The 24,585-nt window shown below is 38.7% G+C and carries 23 protein-coding genes; 8 read left to right on the top strand and 15 right to left on the bottom strand.

Features of this window, described 5'->3' with window-relative positions:
- Nucleotides 1-58 precede the first annotated feature (58 nt).
- The 3 genes from B0169_RS06795 to B0169_RS06785 form a co-directional block, all read right to left on the bottom strand.
- Entirely contained in the window at nt 59-346 is a 288-nt protein-coding gene (locus B0169_RS06795; protein ID WP_077285204.1) for a BufA1 family periplasmic bufferin-type metallophore, read from the bottom strand.
- Between the two features lie 29 nt (nt 347-375).
- Nucleotides 376-693, bottom strand: a complete 318-nt coding sequence (gene trxA, locus B0169_RS06790) for a thioredoxin (RefSeq protein WP_077285203.1) — start codon at nt 691-693, stop codon at nt 376-378.
- A gap of 79 nt (nt 694-772) precedes the next feature.
- Nucleotides 773-1,240: a YHS domain-containing (seleno)protein gene (locus B0169_RS06785; protein ID WP_077285202.1), complete on the bottom strand. Its 468-nt coding sequence runs from the start codon at nt 1,238-1,240 to the stop codon at nt 773-775.
- 45 nt (nt 1,241-1,285) lie between these two features.
- Between B0169_RS06785 and B0169_RS06780 the strand changes: the two genes are divergently transcribed.
- A complete protein-coding gene (locus B0169_RS06780; protein ID WP_158077062.1) occupies nt 1,286-2,176 on the top strand; it encodes an AraC family transcriptional regulator in 891 nt (296 codons plus the stop codon).
- A gap of 70 nt (nt 2,177-2,246) precedes the next feature.
- Here the strand turns inward: B0169_RS06780 and B0169_RS06775 are convergent, their stop codons facing one another.
- The 7 genes from B0169_RS06775 to B0169_RS06745 form a co-directional block, all read right to left on the bottom strand.
- Nucleotides 2,247-2,594, bottom strand: a complete 348-nt coding sequence (locus B0169_RS06775; RefSeq protein ID WP_077285200.1) for a hypothetical protein — start codon at nt 2,592-2,594, stop codon at nt 2,247-2,249.
- Between the two features lie 156 nt (nt 2,595-2,750).
- Nucleotides 2,751-3,410, bottom strand: coding sequence for a GNAT family N-acetyltransferase (locus B0169_RS06770; RefSeq protein ID WP_077285199.1), 660 nt, complete (start codon nt 3,408-3,410; stop codon nt 2,751-2,753).
- A gap of 1 nt (nt 3,411) precedes the next feature.
- Nucleotides 3,412-3,864, bottom strand: a complete 453-nt coding sequence (locus tag B0169_RS06765) for a DMT family transporter (protein WP_077285198.1) — start codon at nt 3,862-3,864, stop codon at nt 3,412-3,414.
- On the bottom strand, nt 3,861-4,487 hold the full coding sequence (locus B0169_RS06760) for a nitroreductase family protein (RefSeq protein WP_077285197.1): 627 nt from the start codon (nt 4,485-4,487) through the stop codon (nt 3,861-3,863). The genes B0169_RS06765 and B0169_RS06760 overlap by 4 nt, the downstream gene beginning before the upstream one ends.
- A gap of 84 nt (nt 4,488-4,571) precedes the next feature.
- Entirely contained in the window at nt 4,572-5,159 is a 588-nt protein-coding gene (locus tag B0169_RS06755; RefSeq protein WP_077285196.1) for a Crp/Fnr family transcriptional regulator, read from the bottom strand.
- Nucleotides 5,160-5,361: 202 nt separating this feature from the next.
- On the bottom strand, nt 5,362-6,213 hold the full coding sequence (locus tag B0169_RS06750) for a universal stress protein (RefSeq protein ID WP_077285195.1): 852 nt from the start codon (nt 6,211-6,213) through the stop codon (nt 5,362-5,364).
- 10 nt (nt 6,214-6,223) lie between these two features.
- Nucleotides 6,224-7,714, bottom strand: a complete 1,491-nt coding sequence (locus tag B0169_RS06745) for a SulP family inorganic anion transporter (RefSeq protein WP_077285194.1) — start codon at nt 7,712-7,714, stop codon at nt 6,224-6,226.
- A 476-nt stretch (nt 7,715-8,190) separates the two neighbouring features.
- Between B0169_RS06745 and B0169_RS06740 the strand changes: the two genes are divergently transcribed.
- From B0169_RS06740 to B0169_RS06715, 6 genes are all read left to right on the top strand, one after another.
- On the top strand, nt 8,191-8,730 hold the full coding sequence (locus B0169_RS06740; protein WP_077285254.1) for a cytochrome b: 540 nt from the start codon (nt 8,191-8,193) through the stop codon (nt 8,728-8,730).
- An 89-nt stretch (nt 8,731-8,819) separates the two neighbouring features.
- Entirely contained in the window at nt 8,820-9,380 is a 561-nt protein-coding gene (locus B0169_RS06735; RefSeq protein ID WP_077285193.1) for a YceI family protein, read from the top strand.
- 355 nt (nt 9,381-9,735) lie between these two features.
- Complete coding sequence (locus B0169_RS06730) at nt 9,736-10,194, top strand: nuclear transport factor 2-like protein (protein WP_077285192.1); 459 nt, start codon at nt 9,736-9,738, stop codon at nt 10,192-10,194.
- A 110-nt stretch (nt 10,195-10,304) separates the two neighbouring features.
- On the top strand, nt 10,305-10,814 hold the full coding sequence (locus tag B0169_RS06725) for a hypothetical protein (RefSeq protein WP_077285191.1): 510 nt from the start codon (nt 10,305-10,307) through the stop codon (nt 10,812-10,814).
- 73 nt (nt 10,815-10,887) lie between these two features.
- A complete protein-coding gene (locus tag B0169_RS06720; RefSeq protein WP_077285190.1) occupies nt 10,888-11,421 on the top strand; it encodes a DUF7010 family protein in 534 nt (177 codons plus the stop codon).
- Nucleotides 11,422-12,060: 639 nt separating this feature from the next.
- A complete protein-coding gene (locus tag B0169_RS06715; protein WP_077285189.1) occupies nt 12,061-13,281 on the top strand; it encodes an Nramp family divalent metal transporter in 1,221 nt (406 codons plus the stop codon).
- 176 nt (nt 13,282-13,457) lie between these two features.
- On the opposite strand, the gene B0169_RS06710 is transcribed toward B0169_RS06715, so the two are convergent.
- The 3 genes from B0169_RS06710 to B0169_RS06700 all read right to left on the bottom strand — a co-directional run bounded on the left by B0169_RS06710 (nt 13,458) and on the right by B0169_RS06700 (nt 19,241).
- On the bottom strand, nt 13,458-14,108 hold the full coding sequence (locus tag B0169_RS06710; protein WP_077285188.1) for a LiaF domain-containing protein: 651 nt from the start codon (nt 14,106-14,108) through the stop codon (nt 13,458-13,460).
- 334 nt (nt 14,109-14,442) lie between these two features.
- The gene (locus B0169_RS06705) at nt 14,443-16,434 is read right to left on the bottom strand and encodes a tetratricopeptide repeat-containing sulfotransferase family protein (protein WP_077285187.1); all 1,992 of its coding nucleotides are present in this window, start codon (nt 16,432-16,434) and stop codon (nt 14,443-14,445) included.
- A 131-nt stretch (nt 16,435-16,565) separates the two neighbouring features.
- Nucleotides 16,566-19,241, bottom strand: coding sequence for a TonB-dependent receptor (locus B0169_RS06700; protein WP_077285186.1), 2,676 nt, complete (start codon nt 19,239-19,241; stop codon nt 16,566-16,568).
- A gap of 224 nt (nt 19,242-19,465) precedes the next feature.
- Here B0169_RS06700 and B0169_RS06695 point away from each other — a divergent pair, with 224 nt between their 5' ends.
- On the top strand, nt 19,466-21,415 hold the full coding sequence (locus B0169_RS06695) for a BCCT family transporter (RefSeq protein WP_077285185.1): 1,950 nt from the start codon (nt 19,466-19,468) through the stop codon (nt 21,413-21,415).
- Here B0169_RS06695 and B0169_RS06690 read toward each other — a convergent pair.
- Both B0169_RS06690 and B0169_RS06685 read right to left on the bottom strand, forming a co-directional pair.
- Nucleotides 21,412-21,915, bottom strand: a complete 504-nt coding sequence (locus tag B0169_RS06690; RefSeq protein ID WP_077285184.1) for a MarR family winged helix-turn-helix transcriptional regulator — start codon at nt 21,913-21,915, stop codon at nt 21,412-21,414. The two genes, B0169_RS06695 and B0169_RS06690, sit on opposite strands and share 4 nt — an antisense overlap.
- 231 nt (nt 21,916-22,146) lie before the next feature.
- Nucleotides 22,147-23,991: a M2 family metallopeptidase gene (locus tag B0169_RS06685; protein ID WP_077285183.1), complete on the bottom strand. Its 1,845-nt coding sequence runs from the start codon at nt 23,989-23,991 to the stop codon at nt 22,147-22,149.
- Nucleotides 23,992-24,585: the final 594 nt, after the last annotated feature.

The raw sequence follows: 24,585 nt of genomic DNA, 5'->3' as shown, positions 1-24,585 counted from the left end.
GAAAAAATAAGCCGTTAGAACGACTTTATTTGCATTAACTGAACCTAGGTCAGTTGTTTTAAGCTTTTTGCTTCAATACTTCACGAGCTTCTTTACGGGTTAAACCACCTTGGCTTTTGCAAAGCCCTTTTGTGACTAAACGCCATTCACCAGGGTCGTTATCAAGGGTTGATTGTCCTGCGCATGAATGCGTGCCGGCAATGTTGCTACAGTCGTTTTGTCCCGCTAAAGATACGCCGTAACATTTTTCTTTTTTTACTCGCTTCTCTGCCGCTTCAGCGTCAGCCATCACACCCAGAGATAAGGCCGCTGCAAATGCGGTCGATAATGCAATATTGTGATTCATATTATTTTCCTTTCTATTTTTGGATTGTATTAATGTTCGTTTAACCACTCGATAACATCGCTTTTCGATGCTGCACCTAAGTGTTCAGACGTTACTAATTTATTTTTAAGTAGCAATAATGATGGAATGCTGCGAATACCATATTTTTGAGCTAAAGAGGGTATATCATCGATATTGACCTTAATCGCTTTAAGTTCAGCTACTTTTTCATTGGCGACTTGTTCAAATACCGGGGTCATTGATTTGCATGGCCCACACCATGATGCCCAAAAGTCGATTAACACGTCGCTACTTGACGCTAAAACATCATTAAAATGTTGTTCACTACGAATTTCTTCTACATTCATTATTGTTCCTACCTCTTTTATCGTGACTGTGACACCAGGTTATTAAGCGCTTGGTTAAGCGCTTAATAAAAGAGCGCTTTTATAGTTCGCCGGCAGCAACATTTTTTATGTCGCCCCAGTTATCATTCGAAAGATCTAAGTAACCTGGTACGTCAGTTAACCATTTTGTTTGCACGTCTTTGTTTAGGTTTAAATACAATTTGTTATCAACAATTTTCCAAGCAAGTGGGTCGGTATCAAACTTTTTCTCCATGGCGACACCAAAGGCACAATAGCCACCATATTGTGGTGCGTATTTAGCTGGAGATGCTTTAAACATGTCGCGGTTTTCTTCAGAGCTAAATTGATATATGCCGCCTTTATAAGTTGCTGTGTAACTGGCATTGCCCATTTTAGGCGTTGACATTGTGAAGTAACTCACAGGGTCGTACCCTTTGATGGCGAGATCGTTTGCATCAGCATTCATGTCAATATCTGCAGCAAATGCGAAGCTGCTTGCGACTAAAATAGAACCTGCGAGTATTGTTTTTAATGTTGTTTTCAACATGATATTTCCTAATTTGTTTGATTGTTAATGACAGTGGAAATAATAGTGTTGATTGTTTGGCGTGTGGGATACAATCGTCCAAACTTTGAACCCGATCGTCCAAGTTGCCTATTTATGGACCATTTATCTGAAATTATTGACCGTTTTAGTTTACAAGCTGGGGTGTTTTACACTGGCAAACTTTGTGGCTTGTCTAACTTTAATGAAGGGGCTGCGGTAGAAGGTCATATTCATTTATTACGCCGTGGTACTTTATCTATTATTGGTTTAGACAAATCGACCATTGTTTTAGACAAACCTTCAATTATATTCTTGCCTCGTCCGATTAAGCATGGTTTGCAAGCTAAAGACACTGATAATGCTGAACTTATTTGTGCAACCGTGACTTACGGTAGTGGCAGTTCAAATTTATTGGCTGATGCTTTACCCGATTTATTAATTTTACCTTTAGCTGAGTCGCCGTTTTTACAAACTAATATAGATTGGATTATTGCTGAAGCAGGGCAAGAGCAGCAGGGACGTCAGGCGGTAATGAATCGATTGATGGAAATATTCATTATCAGTATGATGCGTTCGCTGATCAATAAAGGTGAAATAGCACAAGGCATGCTAGCGGGGTTAATGCATCCGCAATTAAAAAATGTTCTACAGCAGTTACATAATCATTGTGCAGAGCAGTGGTCGTTAGAGAAAATGGCTGAAATAGCTTTAATGTCTCGGTCAAAATTCGCAGAAGTATTTAAAAACGTTATTGGTCAAACACCTAACGATTACTTAGTTAGTTGGCGGGTAGGTGTTGCTCAGTCGTTATTAAAACAAGGTAAGAATGTTAGCATTGTTGCCAATAGTGTTGGTTATGAAACAGCGTCTGCGCTGGCACGTGTTTTTAGAAAGCATACTCATATGTCACCCAAGGCATGGTTAGAGCAGCAATAAACAGTAAAACTATCTTTAAATTGCTACTTAGAGATAGTTTTATACTTCGCAAGGGTTAACTGAACGTCAGTTATTGCGCTGTTAATCCAATGGCTATTTTTATGCTGCTAATTAGCATGAAATATATAAACAAATTGATAGATTTTTTACGGCGGCGATAAAGCAGCTCACTAACCACGACTCCTGTTGAATTTACTAATGTAGATTGCCATAAAATAAACCAGCGTATTTTCAAGGTAAATTTTTGCTTGTTGATTGAGATATCGACATTCTTTATAGGTAATAAAAGTAAGAGAGAGGAGTATATTACCTCGGATTCACTCTTAACCTCGAAACGAGAAGTAAAACGATCATAACAAACACGTACCGTTGTATCTGCAATTATATGGGTTTGCTTATGAATGCGTTCAAATGCCATGATAAAACCTAACGCTTTGTTAAACGCCTAAAAATAAATAGATTGAGCAAAGTTATAGTCAGCCGTACTTTGTTTACACGCTTTGCTAGCATGCAACCTTAGCAGAATAATCAGTTAGTTTCCTCGGTTTATAATTCTACACTTTACTCGTGATAGCTATTTTTTCTCAAGGTGATACAAACTCGACAATGGCGTGAAGCCCATATTTCGATACATAGCTATGCCATCTTGGGATGCTTGTAGCGTCATTGATTTGCATGCCTTTTGTTTTGCCAAAGCAACTAAGTGAAGCATCAGCGCTTTGCCAATGCCACGTCCTTGAAAGTTGGGTAATACGCCAACTTGATGTATGCCCATATTATTGTTTGATTGGTATAAAATAGCTGTGCCGGCCATTATACCGTTAACTTGAAATGTTACTATTGTCGCATTTTCGTCATCCAGAAGCGGCACGAGAGAGTGTGTGTTTATCTCATAACCAAATGCTTGACCACATGCACTAGACCACTGTTGAAGCTCTTTAAGAGATTGCACCAATACTATTTGCTGATGTGTTACGCCTTTGGCATTTTCTAAGGCTAAATACATTGCCGTTAATTGCGCTTTGATAGTGACCTTATCTAAAGGAAGTGGCTCTGCTAACGTTACGTGTATATGGTCACGCCATTGATTACTGTTTATTTTTATAAAGTCGGTGTGCCAAATTTTGTTTGGCCAACTAGGATGAGAAAATATCTCATTTTCGCTACTGATAACCGTCATTGCACGCCAGAATGCATGCAAGTTAGCTAAGTTTTTTTGCAACATCTCAGACATATTAATCCTTATTAAGTAAAACAAGGCCTATTATCAATAACAGCGCACCTATGAGCTTCGTTATTGATATTAACTTTTGCGGGCTTTCAAATAAAGCAAAGTGACTGATTAGCATCGCCATAATTAATTGACCGGTTAAGGCATAGCTCATTACCGTACCAACGCCCATTTTAGGAATAAGCCAGTACATACTGCCGACACCAAAAGCACTTAATAGACACGACAGCCACAAATACCAAGGGATACTGCTAAAGGGAATTTGCAGCCAGTGGATAGTGTTGGTTTTGGCATTGAACAAGTAAAGTAACACTATCACTAACAAGAAACTGCTTAAAAAAGCATAGCCCGTTGCTAGCCAAGCATTATTAACAATTTGGCCTAAACGAGCATTCATTGCCGCTTGCACAGCAATACAGCTCCCCGCGAATAATGCCAAAGGCCATAATATACTCATAACATAGTGACCAAATCAGCTGTTTGTTTTCGATATTTTACTCGTAAAGCACTGATGTCATCAGTGCTTCTAAAGCCGACGGGGCATATAATTTCGGCATTTAATCCTTGTTTATTTAACCCCAGTACTTGGTTGATGCCCTGGCTATCAAAACCGGTCATTGGGCATGCGTCAATTTGATTTATTGCTGTATAACTTAGTAATTTACCTAGGGCTATATAGCATTGCTGAGCTGCCCAAGCACTTTGCTCGTTTTCGTTTTTTGCTAGCAGATCATTGCTGATCACTTGTTGGTAATCGTTTAATGCCAATGCGGTTTTGTTTTGACTCTTGGCTAATGAAGAGATAAATAAGGAAATATCTTTTGAGGTTATTTGGGTCTTATGGGCGAAAACTAAGAGGTGTGAATTATTGGCGACTTTCGTTTGTCCATAGCTAAAGGGCAGTAAATCATTTTTAACCTGATCACTTGCTATTACAAACAACTGATAAGGTTGTAATCCATAAGAGCTCGCACTTAAGCGTACGCTTTCAATTAAGCCATTAACTTGTTGTTGATTTAATTTTTCATTTGAGAATTGGTTTACGGCATAACGCCAATTGAGTGCATCAATAAAATTCATAATATCTACCTTGTTTTATTTTGTTTTGATGCACATAGTGTACTGAGCTTATTTGCCACACTCATTTACATATGTTGATAACACTTAATTTTTTAAATCTTTTTTTATACGGCTTAATTGTGTCGGTGTAATACCTAAATAACTGGCGATATGGTACTGAGCTAGGCGTGGCAGCATGACTTGATAATCTTCTAAAAATTGTAGGTAGCGCTGTTTTGCTTCAAACTGTAAATAACTAATCTCTTTGGTTTCTTTTTCTAGTAACCAGTGTTTTTCAAGATAATGAATATGGAATGTCATTAACTCTGGGTTGTTAAATAGCGCAGCTCTAAATTGAGAAAAGTTAATTTCAATAATGTCGCAATCTTCCAGTGCCTCAAGTGCTAAAAAGCTCGCTTCACTTTTAATGAGTGATGTCATAGCCCCTGGAAATCGTCCTTCACAAAAGAAATTTTTATTATATTCATTTCCTTCAAGGTCAGTCACATAAGCTCGTATGAGTCCCTTATGAATAAAAGCAAAATGGCTTGCTATTTCTCCCTGCGCATAAAGTACTTCTCCTTTATTAAGCTGCTTTGACGTTAAACATTGTTGATAGTCGTGCCATGCAGCGGCTGATATAGGGTAATAACTTTCAAGGGTGCATTTTAGGTGGGCAATAGCAGGCAGCATAATGTATTAAATAGCGTTATGTAAGATAAGCAGAGTTTACGTTAATAAAAAGCTTGAGCCTATAATTAACGATAACGATAACGATAACGATAACGATATTGGTAGTCCTAGATATTTGACAAAATATATGTTGCTAATAAAGATAAAAATGTTGGCAAAGCGTATTAACCTTTACCAACATTAAAAACTAGGCCAAAGTGCGTTAACGCATAATAATTAACGGAACTTGAGTGTTTTCCAACATTTTTAAGGTATTACTACCGACAAAAAATTGTCGTAACCTAGAGTGACCAAAAGCCCCCATGACAATTAACTCAATGTTTTGCTCTTGCTGATAACGAGTTAACTGTTCATTGATGTTACCCTCTAACAGCGCCGGAATAACATTCAATCCTCGCTCGATAAGCTTGTTTTTAGCTGTATCAAACTTTTCTTTTAGCATGACTTCGTTATTTTTTACTGCCACTAAGTGACAATCAATACCGTGCAATAATCCGCCGTCTAATACTTTTTGCAAAGTACGGTCAGCCGATTCTCTGCCATCGTAAGCAATCATAAATGATTTAGGCGGGCTAAATGCCTCAGGTACAATGAAGATAGGTTGTGTTGCTTTTCGTAACAAGGTTTCTATGTGTGAGCCAAGAGCTTTAAACTCATGTGCGTGGCCAGCGCCTTTTCGCCCAATAACAATCAAACGAGTCAGTTGCTCTAATGCCATTAACTCTTCAACAATATCACCATGTCGCTGCATTGTTTCAACCGTTTCAATACCATAAGTAGCAGCGTCTTCAGCCACAGAATCAAGTAAGTCATTGCCTAATGTTAATGCAAGCTTACTTTTTTGCTCATCGAGTCTCGTCATTTCTTCAAGCAGGGCTGATTGAGCGCCTAAGCCTATGGCTCCGGTGTAATCGTCAGCACCGTGTTGTTGTGACCTCTCAATAATATGGAGAAAGCATAACGGCTTATTTAGCTTTTTTGCGGCCCATTTTCCAGCTTCTGTTACTGCTGACGTTATGGCTGAGCCATCGATACAAGTAATTATTTTATTCATAACTTATCTCCTAATGTCCACCCAATAGCTTGTCTACTTGTGCTGGGTCATTATGTACGCCAAATTTATCAACAACTGTTTCTGTGGCTTCATTCATGCCTATTACTTTAACCGTGGCACCTTCACGTCGAAATTTAATCACCATTTTATCTAATGAGGAAACCGCTGTAATATCCCAAAAATGTGCCTGAGTAAGATCGATGACAACAGTGTTAACTGCTTCTTTAAAGTCGAATGCTGCAATAAATTGCTCTGCAGAAGCAAAGAATACTTGTCCTACAACTTCATAAGTACGTACTTTATCTGCTGCTGAGTAATGTGATTTAACTGCCATAAAGTGACCAATTTTATTAGCAAAGAATAATGTTGCCAGCAGTACGCCGACTAAAACCCCTAAAGCGAGGTTATGTGTTGCTACCACAACAATAACGGTTGCGATCATCACGATATTGGTTGAAAGCGGGTGCTTGCGCAAGTCACGAATGGACGACCATGAGAATGTACCAATAGATACCATGATCATAACGGCAACCAGTGCTGCCATAGGGATCTGTCGTAACCACTCATCTAAAAACACCACCATGACTAGAAGAAAAGCGCCAGCAACAAAAGTAGAAAGTCTGCCACGTCCACCTGATTTTACATTGATAATAGACTGTCCGATCATGGCACAGCCCGCCATACCGCCTAAAAGGCCGGCACCAATGTTAGCCATACCTTGCCCTTTACATTCTTTGTTTCTATCGCTGCTGGTATCTGTCAAATCATCAACAATGGTGGCTGTCATCATCGACTCTAATAAGCCAACCACGGCTAAACCTGCAGCATAAGGGAAAATAATCGTCAGTGTTTCCATAGTTAGTGGCACATCAGGCCATAAAAAAATGGGGAGTGTATCGGGTAACTCACCCATATCGCCGACCGTACGAATATCTATTCCAATAACCATAGTGACAACGGTTAGTGTGACAATACAAACTAAAGGTGATGGAATAGCTTTACCGATTATTGGTAGATAAGGGAACAAATAAATTATGCCTAAACCCGCTGCTGTCATCGCGTAAACGTGCCAGGTCACATTCGTTAGCTCTGGTAATTGCGCCATAAATATTAGAATAGCGAGGGCATTTACAAAGCCTGTAACAACGGATCGGGAAACAAAGCGCATTAATTCCCCTAAACGTAAAAAACCTGCGATTATCTGTAGAACACCGGTCAGTAGCGTAGCTGCTAAAAGATATTCAAGGCCATGATCTTTGACCAAAGTGACCATTAACAAAGCCATTGCACCTGTAGCGGCTGAAATCATGCCTGGGCGACCGCCAACAAAAGCAATAATCACAGCGATACAAAAGGATGCATACAAGCCGACCTTTGGGTCAACGCCAGCAATAATAGAAAAAGCAATGGCTTCGGGGATCAGGGCTAGCGCCACAACAATACCCGCAAGTACATCACCACGAATATTAGAGAGCCAGTCTCTTTTTACGTGTTCGAACATGCAAAATTACCTAAAATTTAGTGCCTCAAAGTGAGGTTATGAAAAACGTGTACAAGTTTGTCTCGCGACAAGCGCGATAAAGTTGCTCATAGTCTTGAGCGAGATGAAATAAGGTGAGGGCCTAGGGCGGCGTATGTGTCAAAACGAGCTCCATATGATATTAAGTTGTACAGATGATACACGATTTTATGTTTTTATTACAATGCCTTCCAACCAGGTTGTAGATGTGACTCGTTTTTTCGATTGTACTTTGGACATTAAGTACTGGTAACTTTTGCTCATCATTTGTCGTCATTCATTAATAAAGGCTGTCAGCATAGTGGCTGATGTTAACTCCGTATTGACGGTGTTTGTTTTATTGTTATAGATGCTATTATTGTTGCGTTTACCGTAATTATTATTTACTTAAATCGGTGTTTATTACGTTGTTCGTATTATATAAAGTGACAGCATCTTAACATTTGATGAATAACGCGATGTGGAAAAATACGGAAGAAAAATTCGGCTTAATCAGTAAACTATTTCACTGGCTCAGTGCAATTACCGTTTTTTCAATGTTTGGTGTAGGCTTTTGGATGGTTGACTTAACGTATTACAGTCAATGGTATAAAACTGCGCCGCACTGGCATGAAAGTGTTGGAGTACTGCTATTTATCGTCACCATACTGCGCTTGATTTGGCGCTTAATAAGCTTTCAACCTAAGGCTATCGCTAGCCATTCTTTACAGGTTAAACAAGCGTCAAAAATTGCGCACATAGGGCTTTATCTACTTTTGTTTGTATTGATGAGCAGTGGTTTTTTAATGTCTAGTGCTGATGGGCGCTCTATCGAGGTTTTTAATTGGTTTAGTGTTGGCGGGTTAGGTGATTTGCTGGAAAACCAAGAAGATATTGCTGGTTTAGTTCACGAATATAGCGCTTATATTTTAATTACTTTGTCTTTGTTACATGGCGCAGCAGCAGTCAAGCATCACCTAATTGATAAAGATGAAACCCTAAGCAGAATGTTAAAATAGCGTTTATTAGATAAAAGTTTTATGTAATTAATTAACTAAATTTTGGCCGTAGCCATTACGTAACAGCCTTTAAGGCAAAAGGATATACCATGAAAAAATTACTTTTAGTCACCACATTGTTTGCCTCAAGCGCATTATTACCTGCTTTTGCAGCAGATTATAAAATTGATCATGAAGGTGCGCATGCGTCAATTAACATTAAAGCAAGTCATTTGGGCTTTAGTGTTTTAACGGGCAGATTTAATAAATTTACAGGCACGTTTTCTTATGATGAAAAAAATATTTCCGCAGCCAAAGTATCTGTAAAAGTAGATACCTCAAGTTTTGACTCTAACCATGCAATGCGCGATAAGCACGTACGCTCAGATGATTTTCTTGATGTGAATAAATTTGCCCAAGCGACTTTTATTAGCACTAAGGTTACCGACCAAGGTAATGGTAAACTCGCTATTAATGGCAACTTTACGCTACATGGCGTTACTAAACCAATGACCATTGATGCTGTTAAAGTGGGTGAAGGTAGTGACCCATGGGGTGGTTATCGTTTAGGTTTTAGTGGTACAGCAACGATTAGTATGGCTGATTTTGGTTTTAAACAAGATTACGGTCAAGTTGATTTAGAATTACATATTGAAGGTATTCGTCAGTAATATTATTCACCATTGCTATTATTGCCATTACATAAGTCGCTGGTATGACTTGCAGCGCTTTAATGGCAATAAGTAACTGCAAATTATCGCTGCTAATTTATTTTTAAAGCTCTATCATTAGTAAATATGCGAACAACAAACGGGCTACAGCATAAGCTTTTCATTCAATTTTCCCTCGTAAAATTTATCAATTACGCACATCGAGTTCTATCTCACTATATTGATAGATATAAAAACTATTATTATAGTTCCTAATCGGCTGATTTTATGTGATATTAAGTTTAGTTTAAAATTCGCCTAAAAAGTTTGTTGTTAATATCAGTAACAGCGAGAAAAATCTAAAAAAGGAATTTTTATGAAACGATTACTGTTGGCTTTTACACTCACCTTTACTATATCACTGAGTACACATGCCGCTGATCTGGAAAAATTTGCACAACGCTATTTCAACGTGATGACTGCAACTCAAGCACCCAATGCAACTAAAGCAGATTTAGAGCGCTATTTTGACTTACTTGTTGATGATATTGGTCATTCACACTTACCATGGCAAACAGATGATTCTAGATTACCTAGTGGTAAAGATGATATGCGTAAAGGTATGTTGTTTTATTTAGGGGCGCATAGTGAATATAAGGCTGAGCTCTTAGATGTTTTTATTTTTAATAATTCAGCGATTGCTATTCGTTATAAAAGTAGTGCGAAGGGCATCCACCCGCAAAACAATCAAGCAATTGACTACACGCAAACCATGATGGAAGTACTGGAAATGGAAGATGGTAAAGTTGCTGTGATCCGCAAGTATCATGAATAACCAGACTGTATTTATTCACTATTAAATTAACTCGATATTACCATCTTCCAAATAATAAAATAATAAAATAATAAAATAATAAAATAATAAAATAATAAAAAGGAAATGAAATGAAAACTTTACTCGCATGTTTGGCACTATTATTAACCGGTTGTGCATCAACCTATTCGCCAGTACCTGAAAATTATCAAGGTGAACTTTCGGTTATTGGTAGCTCAGAAAAAAGACATTCAACAGGTAAGTCAGACCTATTCTATTTAAGTAAAGTTAACGGTAAAATAATTGAAAATACGCTTGGCGCGACAAGGAATGCGACCTATGGTCAAGGTTTTTATTTAACCACTAAGTTGCTTGAAACTAACGTTCCTTCCGAGGAAGCGGTGTTTAGCATTATAGGGAGAACTGAACACGCGGCTCCGATCCAAGCGTTTACTGATGAGGTATATGAAGTCAAAGGAGATATAACATTTAAACCTGAAGCAAATAAAGAATATGTTGTTAAAGGGACTTTAGGTGAGAGTTATTCGGCGGTATGGATTGAGTTGAAAGAAACTGGTGACATTATTCAACAGAAAATAGAGATCAAGGGCAGTTCTGAGTTAGGTTTTTTTGAAAAATAAGGCAAGTGTATTTAATGCGTTAATATTACTATTTTGTGTACTTCCTAGGTAAAAATAACAATAAGGAGCCCTGATGATATTTGATGATGCACAAAAGAATATGAACGATGCATATTTCGGTGGCGGTACGGGGGTGCTTGCTTCCGGTCTTATTTGGAGTGTTGCGGGTATAGTCGCCGTATATTCTTCACCCCAAACGAGTATGTTGACACTGTTTTTTGGTGGTATGGTTATATATCCATTAAGTTTATTGTTATCGAAACTATTACAACGTTCAGGGCGTCACAAAGTTAATAATCCGCTTGGTAAACTTGCCTTAGAAAGTACCGCCATTTTATTTGTTGGGTTATTTATAGCTTTTTCAGTAGCAAAGCTGCGAGTAGATTGGTTTTATCCCATTATGTTGATGATTATTGGTGTTCGCTATCTGGTTTTTCAAACACTTTACGGTATCAAACTTTATTGGCTTTTGGGCGCTACACTTACTATTGTCGGCATGTTTTGCCTATTGTTCGGTGCGCCCTTTATTACAGGGGCGCTTTTGGGTGGTACGTTTGAGATAATATTTTCGTTATTCATTTTGTATTACGCCAAAGTAAAAGAGTAATCGCTAAAAATATTTGAATGTTAGTTATAGTAGGTCTATTTAATGGCTTATTACACTTTTGAACTTACTGACAACCTTTGCTTTATTGTAGATGTTAACTTTAAAATTAAGCGGCTAAGTTAGCTGTTAATGTTAGTCAGTGTTTTCCTGTCTGCATGCTGCATTAAGCACTCTCTATTAAGCATAGAAAAGTGGTAAGCAGCTAAATACTCTGACAACGTATATCAGTAAATTATCTTGAAGGAGAGGGCGTTGCAATGGCCTTATTTTCTATCGACTGTTACTTTTAAAAATATTTTATAGCGAGCTACGCTCAGTATTTACAGCCCTAGGATGTCACTTTAATCGACTCTGTACTTTGAAATAGCATCGACAAATATAATCAATACTATCACTCATAAATTGAATTGTATTTCTGTGATATGAAGCTAACTTATGTATATTGCAGGTTAGCTCTGACGTACTGTTAAATGCTGTAAAGGTATTGTCTGTCCATAGAGGAAACACACAAAGATGGTTTTAGTGTGTAACTAAATGGCTGCTGAGTGAAAAAATACCAAGATATAGAGTAAATTATCAATGATTCTGATGAAGAACGCTAGTTACCTTATAAATATAAAAACAAGTGGGTAGATAAACATGAAACTTCCAAAAGTTGGGCCAGCATTTTTAGTCACTGCAGCATTTATCGGTCCGGGTACGGTTATTACTGCTTCCATGGCCGGGGCAAATTACGGTTTAACCCTGATTTGGGCGTTGTTATTTGCGATGATCGCAACGCTCGTTTTACAAGAAATGGCCGCAAGGTTAGGTATTATTACTCAACAAGGGTTGGGGGAAAATATTCGCCAAGCGATTTCCCAGCCATTTTGGCGAACACTGACCATTTTGTTAGTCGTTAGCGCGATTGTTATTGGCAATGGTGCTTATCAAAGCGGTAATATTTCAGGGGCGAGTTTAGGTTTGGCTAGTATCAGTGAGCAACTTTCATTGTCTATTGCCTATACCAATGTTGTTTTTCCGGTATTAATCGGCAGCGTGGCATTTATATTACTTTATACCGGCAGTTATAAGTTGATTGAACGGGCACTTGTGGTGTTAGTAGGATTAATGAGTATGGCTTTTCTTGTCAGCTTTTTTCTTACTAAACCTGATTGGACAGGGCTTATATCAAGTATGTTTGCCTTCGAATTACCTACAGGAGCGGGCTTAACTGTGATTGCGCTTATTGGTACCACTGTTGTACCTTATAATTTATTTTTACATGCTGCTACAGCCAGTAAAAAGTGGCAATCGAGTAGTGACTTAACCGAGGCAAGACAAGATTTATTTATTTCTATCCCGTTAGGCGGATTAATTTCAATTGCGATTGTTTCGACCGCAGCGTCGGCGTTTTTTGGTCAACAACTACAGCTACAAAGCGCAGCAGATTTAGCGCCATCCTTACAACCATTATTTGGTGATTGGGCAAGTATATTTATTGCTATTGGGTTGTTTTCTGCTGGAATTTCTTCTGCGATAACGGCGCCATTAGCAGCTGCATTTGCCTTAAGTGGTATTTTAAATTGGAATAAAGACCTCAACGCGTTGAGCTTTAAAATGACTTGGATGACAATTCTTGTTATTGGTGTTGTTGTCGCTAGTTTAGGCTACAAACCTATTGCTATTATTTGGTTTGCTCAGGTTGCAAACGGCATATTATTACCGGTTATAAGTGTGTTTTTATTATGGATCATGAATAGTCAAGTGCTAGGCGAATATCGTAATAACCTTTGGCAAAACATCGCTGGCGCGGCCGTTATCTTTATTGCCTTGATGTTAAGTGCGCGAAGTTTACTGTCTGCTTTTGGTTTGTTGTGAGCGTTAAAAACGCTAAACGTTTACTGCAGCATAAAGCTTGCTTTAGATGTTGATTTTTTTCTTCTGCTACTGCTAGGCGTTTATGTACCATATTAGCCTAAGCCATGCTATTGAAGCATGCTATTGAGGCATGCTCAAATGTAGATAACCCTATAACTATTCAGGCTGTATTACCGCTATTTATTGCTGTCGAAAGCCGATTTTAAATTGTTAGCAAAGGCGATAAATTTTTCTTTAATGGTTTTTTTCACGGCAATATCTAGTGAGCCTAATACCACTTTACCCTCAATAGTAATTATTGGCGCTTGTCGGCTTGCCATGGAAGGTGCTTTGTTTTCTATACTGCTGATAATGCCATAACTTTTACAAACAACATTTATGTTTTCAGGCACATAAATTTTGCTACTACCTAAAACACAGTTTAACTTAATGGTGACATTTTGATGTTGAAATACCGCGTCTGTAAAGTCGAGTATGGTTTCGCCTAACATGTTGTTGACTGTGATAGTTTTAGGGACATACCACTGACCGCTTCGCTCAACATTGCCTAAAATACTTTGCAGGCTCAAGGTATTGTCATTATCAGCGTTACTATAGCTTGGCGTAAATTGGTGCTCTTTATTGCTGGTGTATTGTTTATCTGCTTTTAGCGTTAAATCAGCCACTAAATCGATAATCTCTTGATGATTATCACTACTCATTGCTTGATCTAACCTACGTTCAAATGCTTCAGCAGATATCACCCCATGGCTATAATTAACAATTAGTTGATCGATAGTTTCTTCACGCACTTGTTCGATTGGACGATCTTCAAGAATTACTGACATGGCTCACTCCGTTGCTGATGTTATTTAACTTAAGTTAGGACTAATGCTTAGGTTAGTTATGTGCTAATGACAATTCATATTAGTACTTGTTAGCGCTTTATGTTGAGTTGTCAGTAGTATTCCAAACTTTTAGCGACTTATTACTGTAATACTTATGGCTTAAAAGCTAGTTCATTCACTTTACGTTTAAAGAGTAGCAAAGATAAAGCCACTATTTTAATTTAATAAATACATAGACTTACTATTGTTTAGCTTTAGCGTTTTGTGAAATTAACTACGGGTTAGTGAAAAACCATAAAATATTGTCTCTTTATAAGCTTAGCTATTGGTTAAATTATTTAATATTTAGCACTTGTTTTAATGGAGCTAAATGTTGCTCGAAGTTTTTCCACTGTTCAGTTGCGCTTTTGTAAATAGGTTGGCGAACTTGCTCAGAGCTTGGTGTTTTTATTGTGCGTTGGGTCTTATGAAAATCAAGGCATGATTGTTCAAATTCTAGGCCACAAAAATCAAGCATTCTTCTGACTTGGTGCTCTAAGTCGTCGACAATATCTTCATGATTGACAGTTAAAACGAAGTCAGGAAGCACCGTTTGCCAATGAGTCATTAGTTTGAGGTAAGCTTGGTAATAGCGACCAATATCTTCAAGGTTGTAGCTAAAATCTTGTCCTTCAGCAAATAACTGTTTAAAACCACTAAAACAACAAGCCATAGGGGCGCGCCTAGCATCAATAATCTTAGCATTGGGCAGGATTAATCGAATTAAGCCAATGTGGAGGAAGTTATTTGGCATTTTATCGATAAAAAACGGCGCTTGTTCTCGGTAAATGCGAGTTTCATCAATAAATTGCTGACCAAAACGTTGAAAATACTCCGTTTTGATCTCAGCAAGATTTTTAGGGTATTGGCTTACTTGATTTGCCGGGTTACGGCCACGTAATCGGGCAGCTAAGCCTAAGATATTGTGTAGCTCCATGGTGCCATCAATTTGGCTATGTGAGGCTAGTATTTGTTCAAGTAAGGTTGAACCAGCGCGCGGTAAGCCAACAATAAAAATGGCATCAGGTGCTTTTAGCCCTAACTGTCCACGGTTTTGGAATAGCTCTGCGGTACAGTATTTTATTTGTTCATCGACTTGTTGCTCAATTTTTCTAATGTCAAAGCCATTGTGTGCATGCTGCAAATCATTACCTTGTTGGTATGCTTGAAATGCTTGGTTATATTGTTTTCGATCTTCAAACGCTTTGCCTGTGGCAAAATACAGCTGTACTTTATCCGCTATGGCTAAGCTTTCACTTGTTTGCTGAGTTTGCATTTGCGCTATTTCGTTATCGCTAAAACGATACGTTTTAGTATTTGCTAAGCTCCAAAAAGCATCACCGTAATTTGGCTTCAACTGATACGCTTTTTGATAAGCCTTAATGGCTTCGTTTATTTCACCCTTTGCTTTAAGTGCATGGCCAAGCTGTAAATGAAAACCAGCAATGCTTTCGTCTTCTTGAATTGCTTGCTGATATAATTGTACGGCTTGTTCTATCTCGCCTAAGCCTGTTAATGCATTGGCTTTAGCCACTTTAAAACTAATGTTATTGGGTTGCTCAATGAGCAGTTTTTCAACTTGTTGTTCAGCGGTTTTGTATTTACCTAAGCGCAGCAATAAGTTGAGGTATTGCGAGCGAGCGTAAACGTGGTTAGGTGCAAGTTCAAGCGCACTTGCAAGTAAAAATTCAGCATCATCATATATTTTCAGCTCAATGCCAATTTCGGCCAGCAAGCACATGCCTTCGATATGACGTTTATTTTGTTGTAAGAAATGTCGGCAAATTTGCTCTGCTTTTAATAATTTTCCTTCATGCATTAATTCGGTAACGGCAAGCAAAGCAGGCGGTAAGCTTTTAAGTTTAGCCATGGCATTAGCTGCCTGTTGTACTTTATCCATTTGCTGTGCATGACGATATAGCTCAATAAGCTCTTGCCAACTCGCGAGTAAACATGGATTGAGCTCTGTTGCCCGTTCGAACGCGGCTGTCGCTTGTTGTGCTTTTGCCAACGCAATATATATATGGCCTTGCTCTTGATGTGCTCTGCTATATGACGGGTCAAGCTTCAATAGAGCTTCAATACTGGTGAGTGCTTGTGAAAATGCTTTTGTGTAACGCTGAGCAACAGCGATTAAGTACCATAGTTGTATTTGGTCTTGGCGATCGCTTGTTTGTTGTTGCAGCTGTTTTGCTTGTTCAATCGCATCGTCGAATTTCGCTGTTTGAATAAGTTTTTGGATCGATTTTAGCTGGGATTCAGTGACAGAAAGAGGGGCTTTTTTCAACGATTTTACTCCAAGATGACGCGACAGGTTTTTATATTTAAAATAAATGAGTCTCGTACTTTAACAATAAAAAACCGCCTGATAAACATATCAAACGGTTTTTAAACGGGCTAACTAATTAAGTTTAAGACTTAATAAAAGTCATAAGAGAATCTAAAACCAACCGTGCGAGGTCTATTAGTGACGACCTTAGGTGTAAATTGTTGGGTGTCGATATAGAGGATGGCACTTTTGTCGGTGATATTGTCGATGAAAATTTCAGCTTTCCATTCATCGTTAGTCACACCAAAGCTTAGGTTAGCAACTACGTAACTATCTTGAACATAACGGCCACCTGCAAAGGTATTGCCATTACTGTCTTGATAATTAACGCCAGAATAGACATCAGCTTCTTTTTCAATACTTAAGCCAGAGCCAGTACCGTAGATTAAGTTAGTGGCATCTTCAACAACATAAGCGTCCATCGCCATACCTGCTAATCTATCGCCAGTATAACTAATTGAACCATTGACATAACCGGTCATGTCTTGATCAATGTTATAAAAGTATTGTGCTTGTAAATTGCCGGAAAACTTAGCTGAATATGGCAGTCGACTACCCGCTGCTGGGGCAATGCCATCAAGCTGGTTATTAATTGACGTTAATTCAGTATCAAGGAAACTAAAAGCACCAGAGATAACTAAGTTATCGGTTGCTACCCAAGTAAAGTCACCGTCAATACCTTTAATTTCAGCCTCACCAACATTATCGGTAAATACTAAGAAACTAATATTAGTAGGGTCATAGCGTGATGTTTGTAGATCCGATATTTTAGAATAATAGGCCGTTGCATTTAAGCGTAAGCTTTGATCAAACAATGTTGATTTAAAGCCTAATTCAATATTATCTAAGCTATCCGTCGTTGAATACACCGGAATGCGAAACCCATCAAATGCACCTTCTTGGTTTTTAGCGAGCCCGCCACCAACACGGTTAGTCACCGGAGGTCTAAAGCCTTCAGAATAAGAGGCAAATACCATTATATCTTTGTTTATTTGCCAATCAATTGATGCTTTGATGATGGTATCGTCTACCGTCAGTGTACCGTCGCTATCAAGCAAACTTGTGTCTAATTGGCCACTGGCAATAGCGGCTTGAGTCGCGGCAGTTTCTGCTGCGGCTTGCTCAGGTGACATTCCGGTAGTAATAAAGTACGCGGTTAATGCTTCATCGCTACCGTCGCCAAAGGCTTGTAATCTGCCACTAACATCAACGGTTGTGGTTGCCCCTTTATAAATATCATCAATTTGATACCAACGAGCACCAAAGCTTGCCGTCACCGTATCGGTAATGTCATATTCTAACTGACCAAATACTGCGATTTGATCTATGGTATGTGTAATATCGTTTACAAAGCTAACCTCTGATGGGAATGGGCCACCATTACTATTTATGCCATCATTACCTTTTAGCGTTCTTTGTAAGTCTGGGAATTTTTCTGTACTGGCAATTTTAAACTGTCCTACGGTTGATAACTCTTGTGAGTCATAGAAAACACCTGCAGTGACACGCCAGCGATTTTCTGCTGAGGTATTGAGTCGTAGTTCATGAGTAATACGCGAGGTACTCGTCGCTTCTTTATAAAACTTAGTTGGATCTAAACATTCTTGCGCCTCAGGTGTGCCAGAATAATTACAAACATAATAAGCTGAAAATGAGCCACCATTAGTGTAACCGGTATAATCGATGGTTGAATTGATATCTCTATCTAGGTAGCCACCGGTATAAACGATATCAAGATGTTCGAGGCGACCTTCCAATGTCCAGGTGGTTAAACCAAAATCATCATTGTTGTTTTCCGGGGTGAAGCGGTTAGTTGATGATTCACCTTCTAGGTTAGGGTCGTAAGCAAAAACACCTTCAGTATCAAGTGACTGTTGAGTATGTTGCACTAACAGGTCCCAGTCATTATTGATTATATAAGATAAGCCAAAGCGAGCCCCAGCATAATCAGCAGTATTGAAATTTTCTTCAACTAAAGCATCATTTTGTGGTGCTGTAACTGGAATATTTTCAGGGTTTGTTAATACGCCGCCTGATATTCTACTGATAACTTCAGCACTGCCAGTATAACCGCCGTTATTTGTATCGTTTAATATGTTATCTATCCAGCCGCCTTGATGGTCATTATATGCAGCAACACGCACAGCCAGTGAGTCAGTTAGTGATAAATTAAAATAAGCTTCAACAGAGTTGCTTATGTCGCCACCCTTGGTTGTGCTCATACTGGTATCAAAGCCAGCAGCAAAACCGTCATGACTTGGTTTATTGGTAATTAAGCGAACAGTGCCTGACTGAGAGCTAGCACCAAAAAGTGTGCCTTGTGGCCCCGGTAACACTTCAATGCGTTCAACGTCAGTAGCGTAAATATCTAAATTACGTCCTTGCATTGATACAGGTTGTTCGTCTAAATAAAAGGCGACAGAAGGTTGTAATGCTTGAACAGATGAAACGGAAATATTGGTTTGTGTTGTCGCCGCGCCGCGTATGTATATTTCATTTTGCCCTGGGCCTGTGCCCTGAAAAACTACGTTTGGTAAGAACTCAACATATTGGTCAAAATTTGACACCCCTAGCTTTTCTAAGCTATCACCGGTTAAGGCGGTAACAGTAACGGGAACTTCTTGGATAGATTCTGCGCGTTTTGTTGCGGTAACTTCAATGACTTCTATTGAGGCTTTTTCTTGCTTTTTAACTTCCTCAGCGTAAAGAGAGCTTGATGCCGCGATGGCTGTTAATACAGCGCAGTGCAGCTTAGTGAATTTCATATTTTTTATCCCTTGGCTTTTTAATTAGATTTTATATTATGTTTGAGTTGATATTATTAGAGTTATAACTATATTTCTCGTCACAAGCTTAGCAATAAATCACTTTTATTTCAAAAAAGCTCATCTTCTCGTTATTTATCAGATATTTTCTGTGTCGAGTCTGCTGTTTACAGCTTGCTTAAAGCAGATATAATATCAACACAAATTAAAACTAGGGGAATGACTTGCTTACAAACGTTAATAGTCAATTAAATAAAAAGGTATTTGCCAGCGCGTCAGCAATTATTATTGCATTGATGCTATATACCGTAGCGTTGCCAGAGCAAGCGCAGAGCTTATTTACGCTTATTCAATCAAGTATTGTCGATAATGGCAGTTGGTTCTATGTACTGACGGTGGCATTTATTTTCTTTTTCGTGATTTTTTTGGGCTTGTCACGTTATGGTGATATTCGCTTAGGGCCAGACCATGCAACGCCTGATTATTCTATGCTGACTTGGCTTTCGATGTTGTTTGCCGCAGGTATGGGGATAGGGTTGATGTTTTTTGGTGTAGCTGAGCCACTGATGCATTATTTGTCGCCACCAACAGCCGATAAAGGTACGGTTGAAGCGGTTCAAGAAGCCATGAAAATGACCTTCTTCCATTGGGGGCTTCATGCTTGGGCCATTTATGCCATTGTCGCCTTAGTATTAGCCTACTTTAGTTACCGACATAGCTTGCCCCTCACACTGCGTTCGGCGTTGTATCCTTTAATTGGCGATAGAATTTATCAATGGCCAGGGCATTTAGTCGATGTATTTGCTGTAGTAAGTACCGTTTTCGGTGTAGCGACTTCGTTAGGTTTAGGTGCATCACAAGTAAACTCAGGCTTTGGCTACTTATTCGGTATTGATGTTTCTGTGACTAATCAGATCATTATCATGATTGTTATTGTCGGGTTAGCGGTTGTATCGGTAGCAACGGGTTTGGATAAAGGCATAAAAATATTGTCTGAAACCAATATGGTGTTAGCGGTTATTTTGTTGTTATTAATTTTTGTTTTAGGGCCAACAGTATTTCTCCTACAAGCTTATTTACAAAATATTGGTGATTATATTGCTGATATTATTCATAACACGTTTAATTTATTTGCTTATAAAAAGACTGACTGGATAGGTGGTTGGACAATCTTTTATTGGGGCTGGTGGCTTGCTTGGGCACCTTTTGTTGGTTTGTTTATTGCCCGAATTTCTCGTGGTAGAACGATCAGAGAATTTATTATTGGGGTTATGTTGATACCAACAGTGTTTACTTTGTTCTGGATGACCATTTTTGGCAATAGTGCTATTGATTTAGTGCACAACCAAGGGGTGGTAGAGCTAGGTGAAATGGTCAGTAAAGATTCATCTGTGGCGCTATTTGTTTTTCTTGAAAACTTCCCATTGAGTACCGTGTTATCATTTTTTAGTGTCTTGATGATAGTGATATTTTTTGTCACGTCATGTGATTCTGGCGCTATGGTTGTTGATATGCTGTGTTCACACGGCAGCAATAATACGCCGTTATGGCAACGAGTTTATTGGGCTGTTGGTATTGGTGTTGTTGCGGCAATATTACTATTGGCCGGCGGGTTAAATGCCTTGCAAACGATGACAATTGCCAGTGCGTTGCCCTTTGCGATCGTGCTATTACTGGCCATTGTTGGCTTAATTAAGGCATTACGAGTGGAGGCTTTCAAGCAAGAAAGCCAACTTATTAATGCTGTACCTCATGCTGGTAATGAAAATAATGATAGCTGGCAGATGCGATTGAAAAACATTGTAGATTACCCAAACAAAGCCAATGTTAATAAATTTATTAGCCAAACTATTGCTCCTGCTTTTGAATCTGTGGCGCAAGAGCTAGAGAAAAACCAAATTAGTGTGTTGATATCACATGAAAATGGTTTGAGTCTTATTGTTGATCACGGTGAAGAGCAGCAGTTCATTTACCGCGTTTTGGCACGCAAACATTCACAACCTGATTTCATTACAGAAGGCGATGATGATGAGCAAAGCTACTACCGCGCAGAAGTACATTTAGGTGAAGGTGGTCAGGACTACGATATTATGGGCTGGTCAAAAACGGCAGTGATCAATAATATTATTGATCAATACCATAAGCATCTACACTTTTTACATTTATTACGTTAGCTTTTAGGAGCGTCAGTTTTAATGATACTGCTGGCGCTCATTGCATTAAGTTCTAATAGTGGAGCGGCATCGATTTCATTGGCATCCATCATTTCTGATAAACGCTCCATTGAAGATAACAACTGAGACTGCTCCCATTGGGCTAAGTTGGAAAACTTATCAATAAAGTGTTCTTGCAATGCTTGTGGGGCGTTAAGCAGCAGTGCTTTGCCATTGTCAGTTAAGTATAAGCCGACTTTACGTTTATCTTGCGTGTCACGTACTCTAGAAATAAGGCTTTTATTTTCTAACCGATCAAGGATATTAGTTACGGTAGCCGCACTTAAGTTAACGCTTTTAGCTACTTGGCTTGAGTTCACACCTGGCACTTTATCTATTTCTAACATGATCAATAATTGTGGGCTTGTTAAGCCTGAAGTTTTACTGAGATGTTTTGAGTGTAAATCTATTGCCCTGATGACTTTTCGTAGTGCAATTAATAATTCTTGATGTTTTTCCATGACAATATGCTTTTAATTTTTAATGTCCCTAGTTTAATCAAAATTAAAAGTAGCGCCTAGATAAATTATCGAAATATGTATGATTAATCGAAATGAAGCTGAAGATTGTTGAGCTTATAACCGATAAAGTAAATAAAAAAGCCGTTAACTCATGAACGTTAACGGCTTTTTAGGTTACTGAAGTTTAATGATTAATAAATTATCAATCACTTTCAGCGAACACGAAGTAGGCTAGAAGCCACATTGCTTACCTTGGTTTTTCTCTTTTAACCAGCTATGAAGTGGCGCAAAGTAATCAATAATAGCTGTAGCATCCATTTGCTCGTTACCGGTTAATACTTTGTAAGCTTCTTGCCATGGCTTGCTTGAACCCATTTCTAGCATGGTATTTAATGCGGTACCTGCATCTTTGTTGTTATAGATAGAACAACGGTGAATAGGGTCGGTATTACCTGAAATTTCACACAAGGCACGGTGAAATTCAAATTGCTGAATATGAGCTAAGAAATAGCGAGAGTAAGGCACACCACCTGGTACATGATATTTAGCACCAGGATCAAATGCATTGGCATCACGCTCAACAGGAGCTGTTACACCTTGGTACTTCTCACGTAATTCCCACCAGGCCGTGTTATAGTTTTCAGGGGTAACTTCACCGGAATAAACTTTCCAACGCCATTGATCAACCATCAAACCAAAAGGGATAAAGGCTATTTTCTCTAATGCCATTTTCATTAACAAACCAATATCTTTTGATTCATCAGGAATGGTGTCAATTAAGCCAATTTCTTTTAAGTACTTAGGTGTAACTGATAGAGCGATAGTATCGCCAATAGCTTCATGGAAACCGTCATTAGCACTGTTTTGGTAATACACCGGTTGATTTTGGTAGGCACGTTGATAGAAGTTATGTCCCAGTTCATGATGAATAACTGAAAACTCTTCACCAGTTTTCTGGATACACATTTTAATGCGGATATCGTCTTTTGCGTCTAAATCCCATGCCGATGCATGACAAACTACGTCACGGTCTGCAGGCTTAGTGAATAACGAACGTTGCCAAAATGTTTCTGGTAACGCTTCAAATCCAAGTGAGGTAAAAAAGCCTTCAGCGCCTTTAACCATTTTAATTTCATCGTAGTTATTGGCAGCAAGTTGCTGAGTAACATCATAACCAGGATCTGCGTTTTCCGGAGCAACGAGATCATAAATATTACCCCATGATTGTGCCCACATATTACCTAATAAATGCGCAGGAATAGGTTGGTCTTGTGGTACTTTATCTTCACCGTAAGTCTCGCCTAACTCAGAACGAACATAACAATGTAAATCATCGTATAACGGCTTTACTTGTCCCCATAAACGGTCAAGCTCTTTAGCAAATTCATCGGCAGGCATATCATAGTTAGAGCGCCACATTGCACCTAAATCAGGGTAACCTAGACCTTGTGCGCCTTCGTTACCTAGCTCTGCTTGACGAATATATAACGGTTTCATGTCTGGGCTGATCGTTCTCCAGCCTTGCCACATTTCTAACAGTTCATCGTAGTCACGTGATGTGGCCATTTTAGCGGTCATTTGACCTAAGCTTAAGGTATCACCCGCTTTGGTGGTGTAATTACCTTTACCATACATGCTATTTAGTTCAGCACCTATTTTTGCCAATTCTGCTGATTTAGCAGAATCTTGCGGAGCTGGCATGACTAAGCTTTGCTTTAAAATATTGAGTTTTCGACGTTGATCGGCACTAACGTCAACATGGTCAAACTTTGCAGCAGCCATGGCGAATCGAACACCTGCTTCTGTTGATTTTTGATCGGCAGCAGCTGCAAGTGCTGAAGTATCTTCAGTAATGAAGTTTGAATTGATCCAAGCAGCACGGCTCCCTTCCAGGTTTAACTGCACCATTTCTTTTGCCGTTTCCGTTAAGAATTTTTCAGCGTCTTGAGCGGTTAAAGCTTGGCTAGCTGTATTTGTGGCTTGAGTGTCATTTTTGGCTGTGCTATCACCATTACAAGCACTTATGCTTGCGGCAACTAAAATAGCGACAGTGGTTAATTTAAATGTTGATTTCATAAATATCCGTTATTGTTTTTGTTAGCGCTAAATCTACGCTTTTGTTAACGTAATACCATTGCTTAAACATAGAAGGCTATTTTTAAGTAATTTGGTTCGTGCTGGCCCATTGATGAAACGCTGAGCAGCTAACAAACTGATTAGAATTGGTATAAAAAGCTCTTGGCTAGTTTAGATTGAGATGAAGGCATTGGCAACTGTATTGGCTTATGCTGCTTTAGTTTAATGAGCGCTGATAAATTTTAGACAAAAAAAAGCTCAGCGAAAGGGTTGCTGAGCCATCATATAAAATATACTAGGGAAAGTATGAAATTGCATTTCAAAAGTCTCTTCTTGAAAAGCAAAATAATAATAGCTAAGTTGGCTGTTTTTAACTGTCATGATTCTGTAACAGTTTGTAATGCAAGTGCGGCGAGGTAAATTTTAGACAAAAAAAAGCCCAACGATAAAAGTTGAGCTATTAAGCTATCCTAGAGAAGATATCAAAATAACTTTTTAAATATGGGGAATTAAAAAGTTAAGTTAATAATAACCTTGTTGATTGTTTATTACTGTGCAAATAACGTAACTATTTGTAATATATTTAAGAAAATA

Origin of the sequence: Cognaticolwellia aestuarii, from assembly GCF_002000025.1 — a bacterium.
GTDB lineage: Bacteria > Pseudomonadota > Gammaproteobacteria > Enterobacterales > Alteromonadaceae > Cognaticolwellia > Cognaticolwellia aestuarii.
This window is presented reverse-complemented; position numbering and strand designations above follow the sequence as displayed.